Consider the following 12402-nt stretch of genomic DNA (forward strand, 5'->3'; position numbering starts at 1 on the left):
TCCCCTGATCTCTTTTTATATATAAATTATTGTTCGTCACTTTTAATAAAAAAACCATTTGCACCAGAACGGAGAGGGCAGAAATAACCTGTAGAAGCGAAGCGTTCGCCTTTATCACGGGATTTCAACCTTACAAAGGTTGATAAAAGAAATCCAGGGATAACAGCGATCAAAAGGTTATTCTGACATCGGAGTGGCCATGTGCAACTAAAAGTTTTTATTTGAGTGGCACACATGTAATTCGGAATGAATTATACGCTGATCACAGGCGAAATGCCAACCTCAATTTTTAGCAAAAACGTGCATTTTAAGCGTAAAAGCCTAATTTTAACGGACTTTAGTCACGTTTTCTTTGTCCCGCATCACTTTGACAGCAAATTTCGGAAGCGCAAGCATTCGGCCAGCCCGACTAGGTTCGCGAAGCAGACGATAAAACCATTCCAGTCTTAACTTTTGGAACACTTTAGGTGCACGTTTGGTTTTACCCGAGATCACATCAAAACTACCTCCAACCCCCATGGTAACGGGAACTTGAAGCGCGTCTTTGTACTTGTGAATCCACGGTTCCTGCGTGTCTGCCCCACGTGCAACAAACAGCAGATCAGGTGCAGCTTCACGGATGGAAGCGACAACCTGGTCGTCCTCAGCCGGACCAAAATAACCGTCACGATAACCTACAATTCGAATCGCCGGATATTGCTCTTGTAACCGAACTGCCGTTTCTTGAATCACCTCAGGTGTGGAACCGAGCAGATACACGCCCCACCGATAGTTTTCTCCAACACGCAGCAATTCATGTAAAAGATCAAATCCAGGTACCCGCTCTGCCACAGGCTTCCCACAATAATTGGCAGCCCATACAACCCCTGTTCCATCAGGAACAATCATTTCCGCAGACTGCATAACCTTCATCATCGCTGGATTCTCCAGCGCGGCCATGACCATGATGGGATTGGCTGTAATGACTTGGTGCGGCTGTTTTGTAAGCACTGCTTGGCGTAGAACCTCCACCGTTTCTTTCATTGTTAGTTTGGAAAAAGGAATACCATAGATTGAAACGGTAGGTATTGGTCCGGTCTGATTCATCTTATTTCACCCTTTGCGGCCTAAATATTTAATAATTTGCTGAGCAGGCACTTTGGCTTCCTGCTTCAATTCGGTGATGCCTTCTTCATGTTCCTTCAGCCACTGTGAACGCTGATCCAACAGGTTAGCCACCGTCTTCGCCAGCTTATCCCCATCCAGCGCATCCGTACTGCCCACGGTTTCACTATCCAGACGCAGCATGAACTGATCAATCTTCGGATCATACGAGATACCAACGGGTGGAACATACTGTGATGCTGCATAGATCAGACTGTGCAGACGCATGCCGATAACGACATCACAATTGCTTACTTCCTGCAGCATCAGTTGGGGATCAGTGAGATCCTTGGTAATACTGACTTCGCTCCCCTTGTTACCGAGGTCACCGAGCATTTCCATGACAAAACGTGAAGCCTGCTCATCAATCGGTAAGTGAAATGGCATAAAGCGCAAGTGAACGGCTTTTTTGGAGCAAAGCTTCTTGAGTCCAGCAGCAATCGCTGTAAGTTCTTTACGATCCGACTCCCAGAAACGTACCGAAACGCCGATCACAGGGAGTTTGGTATGAACGCTTGCTCCTTGAGCATTAAGCGCGACTGAACGTACTTCTTCCGCACTGGCTTCAGGCAGTGGCAGACCCATCACCGGGTCAGGGACCACATGAATCTGATTCCACTGCAATCCGAGCCCGCGCAAATATTCAGCGGATTGTTCATCACGCACAGATACATAATTGCAAGCTTTGAAGACGGATCGAATCATTGGATTGAAAATTTTACGATTTACAGGTCCAATGCCCTGCGCATAGATAAATGTTGGTTTTTTCAACCATTGGGCCAGTTTGATGACACCCAGGTAGTAAGGGATGGATTTCAGTCCGGTTGCATCCTGCAGCAGACTTCCTCCTCCACTAATTAAACCGTCACTCTCCTTGATCGCTTCGCGAACCTCCTTCAACTTCATCCGATGTACTGAACGTACACCGTACATTGAAGTGGTCGACTCCGGGTCACCGGAGAGCACTATCGGCTCAATCGTGACATTCGATCTGTGACTCTCCTCTTCCAGCGCCATCAAAATTGACTTTAGTACCGCTTCGTCTCCGCTATTGCGGAATCCGTAATATCCCGAGATGACTAACTTTTGAGAAGTGGTGACCATTTTTTCCAACATCCTTCCGCTAATTGCCACACACCCACAGCAACGATACCGAAGATTAAGCCAAGTCCCAATCCCATCACTCCACGAATGAGTGACAACACAGCTGGCGTATGGATATGCGCGAACGTATCCACCATGGACAATTGTCCAATTGCTGCAATAATGAGCACAAAGATGACTTTACGATATTTTAAAGCGGCGAACACGCCAACGATAAACAGCGGGTGTCCCAGCATAAATTCTTTGAATCTTGGCCGCACGCCGAATGTGTCTTCCAACACAACACGCAGGAACATCTCGAAAGGCGTAACCGAACCCGAGTTGCCTGTACGACTCAAATAGTAATACCCAACAACGGCAGCAACAAGTGCTAATACAACCATCACAACGGTAATCGGAGTACGAAGCAGGTTCTTAATTTGCTTAATGGAGAACGTACCCGAACCACGGTAAAACACAATATAAATCGCTACCAGCGCCATAGGTGCAAAGTGCAACAGGCTCACGCCTCGGAACTGGTTAATCACCAGACTGTACGTAATGCTGTTAAGCAACGCGATGACAAAAGGTACCGCCAGGAACGACAGAATCGACGTTCTTACATATAAGAATATCGTTTGTGCCAACCGGCGACCCGCAGGCGCGTCTGGCTGACGCTGTTGCTGATAGTTCACTGTACGAACCGCCAGCACCATCGCAATGGTTGGCGCACTAATTGCGACCAGTAAGGCAATTCCTTGCTCCAGCAACGTCGGTTTGAGCAAGAACAATCCGGCACTGCCCACCAGTGCCAGCGCAAATACCAGCAATGTCAGCAGTGGTACAAAATATGAAACCATAAGCGAAATCATTGCGATTGCACCAATCAGGGCAACCAGCTTGGCATAACGCTGAATGGAAGAATCTTTCACCGTAAACGCTTCGGCTTGTCCCAGTTCGAAGCCATGTTTGCCCATACGTTCAATCGCATGACCAGGCTCACCCAAACTATTGATCAGATTATCAATCGGATTGGTGATCATGGCTTTGGCCGTATTCTGACTTGGCGAAGCATTCATATAGAGCATACGAATGTTGCGGTCTTTGGTAGCCAAAACAAAACGGTCAGCAATGGTGTCTACATCCAGATTGGCATCCCCGTCACTTAAGGAGTACAGACGAGTTACATTGTAGTCAATTTTATATGAGAGAGTCTCAAAACCGGATTGTGGTTTCTTCAAATTCTCAATAGCCGCCAGTCCAATATGGTGCTTGTTCAGCAACTGGGCAAACATATCGATACTTTTCATCTCTGCATTATCATTGTACCCTTTCACAGCATCACCATCAAACAAGATGCGCTTTACCCCATTCTCTTCGAAGAAGGTAAGCAGGCGTTCCATGGATTCCTGATTATAAGGCACACTGTCTGAGATCCGTGGCAAAATGTAAAATCCTTTATCACGCAGCATCTTCACGGCAACCGGATCTGGTTGCAAAGGCTGCATGTTGGCATTCTCCGGTGGAGTCTGCAATATTAAGCCGCTACGACCTTCATATTCCCATGGAAGCACAGGAATCTCCCGATCGGCGAACGTTTGTTCAATGATAGGGGTATACGTTTGTGCATTTTCCTCGTTCGTGAACAGCACATACGTGTAATTATCGTTAGCAGGAATGACATTTTTGGTCATGTTCGCAATATCCTGCCCGTTATATACCATCAGACGGCGGGACTTCTTCAACTCATCCAGTGTACTTTCGAACACCGCCATGGTTGTCACTCCGGCGTCTTTCAACCGAGTCAGTTGTTCATTCATAAAGTCTTGCGGATGGGCCTGATAAGCCGAGATATCCAATAGCCCCCGATAATTGAAGACAAGCTCCACCTTTTTGGCGGAAGATTCCGTCTGTACCCGATCACTGATGACAGGAATGGAAGCAATCAAACCGATAATGACAACAATCCACAGCCACTTCCGTGAAGCGGTATTCCAATAAAGCCATTTTTGACGCACTACATGTACCTCCTCAAGTGTTGGAACCAAAAGCACGTTCAGCTCATGATTTTCATTGCATAATAGTGAATAAATACCGGATACAAACAGCTTGTGTCAACAAACGTGCATCTATCCGCAATTCATCCAAAATAGACCTAGGAATTCACCCTTTTTACCTAAAAGAAAAGCCCCTCCGCCAACCAACCTTACGGTGCGGAGAGGCTTTCTCATGTTCTTGCACAGTACTGCATTCGTATTTATTGTGCGTCTACACGCGTCATCACCGTAGTAGCCAAACGCTCAATACGGCTTTCGGCGTCTTCCAGGTTCTCTCCGCGCACGGCGAAGTATACTTTGATCTTCGGTTCTGTTCCCGAAGGACGTAGGCAGAACCATGATCCGTCTGCCAAAATAAATTTCAGAACGTTCTCTTTAGGCAAGCCATCCAAGCCAAGAGAGTAATCCAGCACATCTTGTACAGCGATACCGGCTACTTCTTGTGGCGGATTAGAACGCCAGTCGGTCATTTTCGCCTGAATTTGAGCTACGCCATCCTTGCCTTTCAGCGTACGGGACTCCAGCTTCTCCAGGAAATATCCGAATTGGCTGTATAGCTCTTGCAGGACATCATAGAGCGTTTTGCCTTGGTTTTTATAATAAGCAGCTGCTTCAGCAATCAGCATTGCAGCCAGGACTGCGTCCTTGTCACGTGCGTAGCTGCCTGCCAGGTAACCGTAGCTTTCCTCATAACCGAACAAGAACGTATGACTGCCGGTTGCTTCGAACTGGTTCATTTTTTCACCGATATATTTAAATCCTGTCAGGGTGTTCATCACTTCTGCACCGTAATGCTCGGCAATGACCGCTCCCATCTCGCTTGTTACAATCGTTTTGACAACCGCGCTATTTTTCGGCAGTTTACCTGTCTCTTGCAAGCGGCTCAACACATAATGCACCATGATGGCTCCGGATTGGTTACCCGACAGTACGAAATACTTGCCATCATTGTCTTTCACTACCGCACCCATGCGGTCTGCATCCGGATCTGTACCGATGAGAATGTCTGCACCCACGGATTCACCCAGCTTCATTGCGAGCGTAAATGCTTCGCGCTCTTCCGGGTTGGGGGATTTCACTGTGGAAAATTCAGCATCAGGCTGTTCTTGTTCTGCCACGATGTGAACCTGCTCGAAACCGATCTGTTCCAACACACGACGTACAGGCACATTACCTGTTCCGTGCAGTGGAGTGAAGACGATTTTGAAATCACGGCCGACACCGGATTGAATCAGGTCACGACTGAGACTTAGGCTGGCAACTGTATCAACAAATGCCTGATCTTCCTCTTCCCCAAGCCATACGAGCAATCCTTGGGCTTCGGCTTCTTCCTGTGTCAGCTTTTTCACATCCGCGAGGGAAGGAACTTCCTGAATGTATTGAATTACTTTTTCCGCTTCGTGTGGTACCAGTTGGCCACCCTCGTGGTTGTACACTTTGTAGCCATTATATTCAGGAGGATTATGACTCGCTGTCACCACAATACCGCCGGTTGCTTGCAGATGACGTACACTGAATGAAAGTTGAGGTGTAGGACGCAGGGAAGTAAACAGCTTAGCCACAATTCCATTTCCAGCCAGAACCAGGGCAGCATCCAGTGTGAACTCAGGTGAGAAATGACGGGAATCATGTGCGATCACTACAGAAGGCTTACCTTCTCTGTCGCCATGCTGCTCCAGCAAATAACGGGCAAACCCTTGCGTTGCACGACCTACGGTATAACGGTTCATCCGGTTGCTTCCCGCTCCGATCACACCACGCAATCCACCTGTACCAAACTCGAGATTTCTGTAGAAGCGATCCTCCAGCTCTTTCGGCTGATCCTGCAAATCACGAAGCTCCTGTTTCGTCGCTTCATCAATCGAAGCATCCTCCAACCACTGCTGCAATGTTTGTGCTGCTGTTGTGCTTAACTGTTCCATTCCTGCAAACCCCTTCCTTCTATATAAAATTCAATTGACTGCTGAACTATACAATTATTAGCTTGGGTCAGACAGTGCAAACATGATCTCGCCTTCAGCTACCACTTTGTCGCCTACCTTGGCTGTAGCTTTGCCTTTACCAATTGAACCTTTGAGACGCGTAATCTCCACTTCTAGCATCAATGTATCTCCAGGCACAACTTGTCCACGGAATCGGAAATTGTCCAGTCCCGCCAAAAAGCCAATTTTGCCTTTGTTGCCTTCCAAATTAAGAATGGCTACTGCACCGACCTGTGCCAGAGCTTCTGTAATCAACACACCCGGCATTACCGGATACTCTGGAAAATGACCAATGAAGAAAGGTTCATTAATGGTTACATTTTTTAATCCAACGGCACGTTTGCCATCCTCTAACTCTACAATCTTGTCCACCAGCAGAAACGGGGGACGGTGTGGAATAATTTCTTGGATCTGTTTGATATCGAGCACAGTGTAATCTCCTCTCAGGGTCATTTATATGAGATTCTCAATAATAGTGGGCCGTGTGCGTGTGGTGGCCGTTACGGGTACGGATCGTTCTTTCGATCGCTGTTTTTTCCGAATGTTTACTGAACTATTTTTAGATGTATAACATTCGGAAACAAAGGCGAGCGCTTCGCTTCTTCAGAATCGATTCCGTCCCCTTCACTGGTTCCAGAGCTAAAATGGACATTCCTATTATGAAGTCGATGCTCATATAAATGTGTTTTTCATTTAATTTGTATGAAAAGCATATTTTCAGTTAACACTAGTTATATCCTTCATGACTGCAGTAGTGAAGGTTGAGATAAGGGGTCTCTCTTCGCGATGACGAATGTCTTTCGCAGGGGAGGCCTCTTTTGGCGTCAAACGTCATCCATCATTATACTGTTTTCAACGCCAAAAAGAAAACTCCTGCCTGCGCAGGAGTTTTCGCATATATCGTTCATCTACGGAGCGAACACCAAATCATATACATGTTCCCATGTACTCCACTGCAATACGGAACCGATATCCTGTTTGCCCAGTACCACGTAGCCAGCCACCAATCCTCCAGCGAGGGCAAGAACAAGCAGGACCGGAACCAGAAACCATCTTGCGATGCGCCATCCACTCTTCTTCTTCTTGACTTTCGTCTTATCCGGCTTGCTGTTCTGCTGCTGTGTATCTGTCATCACATTCACCTTTTATGCTCTCATATTGTTGGCAAGACCCGCCATGGAATCACTGGATGTCAGCGCACGTGCCGCCAGTTGGTAGGTCCGCTGTCCTTGCATCAGCAAAGCCATCTCTTGTGTCATATCCACGTTGGATTGTTCAATGTAGCCTGCACGGATCATGGCTGTCGCTTCACGTGTAGCTGCATTGGCTCCAAATACATCATCCTCGGTTAGACCCGCATCCAGACCAAACAGGTTATCTGCATACTGCACAAGCCCTTCAGGGCGCTCGATATCTACCAGTTGCAGTTGGGCTCCAATCGTTGCATTGGCTTCATTGCCACGACGGATCAACAGATTGCCTTTTTCATCAAATGCAACCTTGCTGTTATTCGGTGCCGTAATGCGATTACCTTGACGATCCAATGCAAAGTGGCCTTCGCCATTGACCAATACCATCATGTCTGGCGCATTGGGATTCGTTTTGGGTCTTGTATCAGGGACAAAATGGAATGCACCCTGACGCGTCCACATTTTCTCACCATTTGCTTCAACGGCAAACATCGCATTGCCTTCAATCGCCAGATCGGTAGGATTGCCTGTCTCATTGAGTGTACCTTGAGTCATATCCTTTGTCACATCAGCCAAACGTACACCAAACCCGAGGTTGTATCCCATCGGGGTTGAGCGTCCATCCAGCTTGTACTTGTCCGGCTGCTGCTGCACACGTGTCAGTACATCTTCGAAGGCTGCTTGCTTACTCTTATAGCCTGCCGTATTCACGTTGGCAATATTATCGGAAATGACATCCAGACGCTGCTGTATTCCGGTCATGGAGACCATTGCACTAATCATGGAATTATTCATTCGGTGGTTACCCTCCCTGTTTTCACCCTCCCAAACCCTCCCTGGTAGGGAGGGCCCCAGATGGCGCTGCCCTCTGGACGCCCGAAACAGGCGGAGTGGGTGCGTGGGGTACGATCTTGCTAAGCGCCGGTGGTGTGTGTGCGCCGCGACTGCCCAGCTAATATTTACGCCATAGTTTCACATGGCTAAATATTAGCTGGGCACGCTCTTTGTGCGGCGAGTAGCTCCGCGTGGTCTCTCTTTGCTTTGCTCCGCAAAGGACTGTCGAGACCATCGCTGCGCTCAGCATACTGCTGCTCAATCCTCGCATAAGCTCGGCTGCGTTTAGGCTTGCGCTTCGCGTGAGCCTCTCTGCTTTGCTTCGCAAAGGGCGTTTGGCTCTCCGCTACGCAGCTATATTATACGTTGGCGTTATACACGCCCAACTTCATTGACGGCTTTATCCAGACTGCGGTCGTAGAATTGTACGACTTTCTGGTTCGCTTCATATGCACGGAATGCTGCGTTCATATCTACAGTTGCCTGTGAGGCATCTACATTCGAACCTTCCAGGTAGCCCTGACGGATCTGCACATTATCACCGGCAGCCATCATCCGAGCCGTTGCTCCATTCTGATCATTCAGGCTGAAATTACCATCGCCTTGACGTACCAGTTGGTTCGGTTGGTCGATGACGCTGATTCCCAATGTAACACCTGTGGGCACACCCGTCTCTGCATTGACAAGACGACCTTGCTCATCCACTTTAAATTGGTCTACCGAGCCTGTCAACACAACAGGTTGTCCATTATTATCCAGAACTTGTGAACCTGTTGAGCTGAGCAGCTGTCCAGTTCCTGTAACCTCGAAGTGACCATCACGTGTATATCTTGTGTTACCTTCTGCATCCTGTACCGTAAAATACGCCTGAGGTTGGTAGGTTACCGTGCCATCAGCTCGTACAAATTTGCCTGAACCGTCAAACGAGATGGGTTGTCCTGTCTGTGGATCATTCACGGCCAGATTGGACGAAATGGCAAAATCACTCTTTTGCCCACTTTCCATAATGGCTCCCTGCAAATTCATGGACAAACTTTCTTCCGCGAACACACCTGTGTTCAGCTTGCCCAGCCGCTTTGTAGGAAGATTGGCATCTCCGCCTACCAAAGTAATGAGCATTTCCGGGAAAGAACGGCTTACGCTGTTCACTTGTTTATATCCCGTTGTGTTCATATTTACGATATTCTGCGTTGCGGTGTCATGGCGGCGTTGTTGCGTAATCATTCCCGCGGTAGCGGTGTACAGACCTCTTAACATGTATTAACCCCTCTCCTCAAGCGCTTGTCCTGCATTACAGGATGGCTGCTTGTCCGTTCTGCTTCCCGAGCTTGGGCGAACCTTTGCTTTTTATATCGGCAGATTAGAACTTTTTCTTAACCACTTGATCCAAATTATTCAGCATAATGCCTGTTCCCTTCACGACACAATGCATCGGATCCTCTGCAACCCATACCGGTACATGCAATTCATTGGACAACAGTTCATCCAGTCCGTTCAGCAAAGCGCCTCCACCTGTCAACACGACACCTCGGTCAATAATGTCTGCCGCTAATTCTGGTGGCGTCCGCTCCAATACCGACTTGGCTGCCACGATAATAGATTGCACGGAATCCCATAACGCTTCCTGCACTTCATTTCCCGACACCGTTACGGTAACAGGCAAACCGGATACCATATCACGACCGCGAATGTCCATCTCTGTTTGACGACCACCCGGATGCACGGAACCAATCGCAATCTTGAGATCTTCGGCTGTACGTTCACCGATCATGAGCTTGTATTTAGCTTTGATAAACTTGGTAATCGCTTCGTCGAACTTGTCCCCTGCGACTTTAATAGAAGAGGCGGTGACTACGTCGCCCATAGACAGGACTGCAACGTCAGTCGTTCCGCCGCCGATATCCACGACCATATTGCCGCTCGGCTGAAAAATATCCATTCCCGCACCGATCGCTGCCGCTTTCGGCTCTTCTTCCAGAAATACTTCTTTGGCACCGCTGCGCTCAGCAGCTTCACGGATAGCCTTCTGCTCCACGGAAGTAATGTTGGTTGGTGCACAGATCAGAATACGCGGGTGGCTGTACCAGCTTCTTGCTCCCACACGATTAATGAAATGTCTAAGCATTGCTTCCGTAATCTCGAAGTCCGCAATAACACCGTCACGCAGCGGTCTAATGGCAACAATGTTACCTGGAGTACGCCCCACCATACGACGCGCTTCTTCCCCAACAGCAAGGACCCGCTTCGTATCGCTTTCAATGGTCACGACGGAAGGTTCATCGAGGACAACCCCACTTCCTTTCACGTGAATAAGCACGTTTGCCGTGCCAAGATCAATACCGATATCCTTGCTAAACATAAAAGAGCCCCCAAAGTGATATTATTTGGTCAGCGTATCCTGTGAAAAAGAGTCCCTTATCACGTCACCGCTCGTTCGACAAAGTGCAACATATATATGTAAAAATCGGGCTGATAAGATGTCATAATTCGATCCTGTACCAGCTTTTAACATATCATACTTCAGGGGAGGGATTCAATGCATGTGTGAGCTTTTTGGCCTACGTCTTTCCGCAGGTCCCTACGATTTAGCGGAAGCCAGCACCTCGCGTTTTTTACCGCTTGTTTTTTTGTATTTAATTTTGGTCGCTTCACCGCCCCGCAAATGACGGATGGACTTGTGATACTCCAGAATGTGTTTCACCTGGTCGGCAAGATCAGGGTTAATTTCCGGCAGACGCTCCGTCAGATCCTTATGCACAGTACTCTTTGACACGCCGAATTCCTTGGCAATGGTACGGACCGTATTCCTCGTCTCAACAATGCAGCGACCAATTTTTATGGTCCGTTCCTTGATGTAATCGTGCACGCTCCCGCCTCCCTACTGTGTGGATAGTTTGGTACATTATATGAGGAGCATGCCTATATATTCGCGGTTTAAAGGTGTGACAAGCTTCGAAGGTCCCATTATTTTCTGAAAAGCACAAAAAGAGCAGAGGAGAATTCCCTCTGCCCGTCATGTTGCTGCGGTAAAAATCATTTTATTTTTCCGGAAGATATCCTTGCGGGTTAACCGGTTGTCCGTCTTCGTAAACTTCAAAGTGAAGGTGGTTGCCCAGCGTTTTTTCCAATTCATTGACGCCAGCCGATGCAATTGCATCTCCTTGCTTCACTTCATCATCCTGTTTCACTTTGACGTCAGCCAGGCTTTGGTATACGGTCTTGAGGTTATCACTGTGTGTGATTTCCACAACTTGACCTGTCAGCGGGTTTTGTTCAACCCGGGTAACTTTTCCGCCGAGTGCTGCTTTGATTTCGAACGTTTTGTTATCACCACGTGCCAGATCTACACCCGTGTTCGGAATAAATGTGTCATTGTACTGCACCATCGCTGCTTCATGTTCCTCAGTTGAAGCTTCGTTGTCATAGAAAGGTTTTACTACCGAAATTTCGGACGGAACCGCTACCGGCCATACAAAATTCTCCGACTTTGCAACAACTTCCACACTTTCCTGTTCTCCGTTAACTGCTGTTCCTTCTGTACCCGATGCACCCGTTTCTACTACCCCACTTGTAGGGTCCGAGTTCAGCGTTTTTTCGCCTGTGCCCTGATAGACCCACACTAAGGTTAGTATAATGCCTGCTGCTGCGATGTAGGCTGCCGGGAAGACCCAACGTTTGGACATTGCTCTTTTCCATGAAGAGGGCTGGCTAGCCGGTACTCCTTGAGTTGTTTTAGGAGTTTCTTCTTGGCCTGTTTTTTTGTTTTGTTCATTCATCTTAATCACCTCAGTAACAAGTGTTACCGGGTGCAACTCTTTTATACACGCGCGACTCTAATTATTTTCACAGAACTTTCAAAGAGTACTATATATGCGGGAGATGCGCTTAGTGCGTGCGCCGCTTTGGGGCCAGAAAACCTTTCGACCGGCTGTTACTCCCAGATTTCTTCTATCACCTTCCTTAAAGGTGAAATCCGGGAGTAAATGCGGACGCTGCGCTTCTACAGGTCTTTTCTGTCCCCTCCGCTCTCCATACGCTCGGCAGTCTCAGCATATGTAGCCAAGTCTTGAAAGCTCCGGATGTGGTGGTAGACAGAAATACATGGATTGGATT

General features: G+C 47.9%; 11 protein-coding genes. All 11 read right to left on the minus strand.

Annotation, left to right across the window (positions count from 1 at the left end; all coding sequences use genetic code 11):
* Window positions 1-327: 327 nt before the first annotated feature.
* Entirely contained in the window at window positions 328-1086 is a 759-nt protein-coding gene (locus tag AC3ITG_RS29375; protein ID WP_489252126.1) for a WecB/TagA/CpsF family glycosyltransferase, read from the minus strand.
* A gap of 6 nt (window positions 1087-1092) precedes the next feature.
* Window positions 1093-2247, minus strand: a complete 1155-nt coding sequence (gene csaB / locus AC3ITG_RS29380) for a polysaccharide pyruvyl transferase CsaB (protein ID WP_489252127.1) — start codon at window positions 2245-2247, stop codon at window positions 1093-1095.
* Window positions 2223-4244, minus strand: coding sequence for a DUF5693 family protein (locus AC3ITG_RS29385; protein WP_489252128.1), 2022 nt, complete (start codon window positions 4242-4244; stop codon window positions 2223-2225). The genes csaB and AC3ITG_RS29385 overlap by 25 nt, the downstream gene beginning before the upstream one ends.
* 239 nt (window positions 4245-4483) lie before the next feature.
* Window positions 4484-6205: a phospho-sugar mutase gene (locus AC3ITG_RS29390; protein ID WP_489252129.1), complete on the minus strand. Its 1722-nt coding sequence runs from the start codon at window positions 6203-6205 to the stop codon at window positions 4484-4486.
* A gap of 57 nt (window positions 6206-6262) precedes the next feature.
* Window positions 6263-6694 (minus strand): 3-hydroxyacyl-ACP dehydratase FabZ, encoded by a 432-nt coding sequence (gene fabZ, locus AC3ITG_RS29395; RefSeq protein ID WP_063567749.1) that lies wholly within the window; start codon window positions 6692-6694, stop codon window positions 6263-6265.
* 479 nt (window positions 6695-7173) lie between these two features.
* Window positions 7174-7398 (minus strand): DNA-directed RNA polymerase subunit beta, encoded by a 225-nt coding sequence (locus AC3ITG_RS29400; RefSeq protein WP_024632706.1) that lies wholly within the window; start codon window positions 7396-7398, stop codon window positions 7174-7176.
* Between the two features lie 12 nt (window positions 7399-7410).
* Window positions 7411-8250, minus strand: a complete 840-nt coding sequence (locus tag AC3ITG_RS29405) for a flagellar hook-basal body protein (RefSeq protein WP_489252130.1) — start codon at window positions 8248-8250, stop codon at window positions 7411-7413.
* 411 nt (window positions 8251-8661) lie between these two features.
* Window positions 8662-9546 carry a flagellar hook-basal body protein gene (locus AC3ITG_RS29410; RefSeq protein ID WP_489252131.1) on the minus strand — a complete coding sequence of 295 codons (885 nt, stop codon included), beginning with the start codon at window positions 9544-9546 and terminating at the stop codon, window positions 8662-8664.
* Between the two features lie 103 nt (window positions 9547-9649).
* Window positions 9650-10648, minus strand: a complete 999-nt coding sequence (locus AC3ITG_RS29415) for a rod shape-determining protein (RefSeq protein WP_063567732.1) — start codon at window positions 10646-10648, stop codon at window positions 9650-9652.
* A gap of 219 nt (window positions 10649-10867) precedes the next feature.
* The gene (gene spoIIID, locus AC3ITG_RS29420) at window positions 10868-11155 is read right to left on the minus strand and encodes a sporulation transcriptional regulator SpoIIID (protein ID WP_024632710.1); all 288 of its coding nucleotides are present in this window, start codon (window positions 11153-11155) and stop codon (window positions 10868-10870) included.
* A gap of 172 nt (window positions 11156-11327) precedes the next feature.
* Window positions 11328-12065 (minus strand): peptidoglycan DD-metalloendopeptidase family protein, encoded by a 738-nt coding sequence (locus AC3ITG_RS29425; protein WP_413374325.1) that lies wholly within the window; start codon window positions 12063-12065, stop codon window positions 11328-11330.
* Window positions 12066-12402: the final 337 nt, after the last annotated feature.

It is taken from the genome of Paenibacillus sp. GL_099_B, assembly GCF_057835695.1.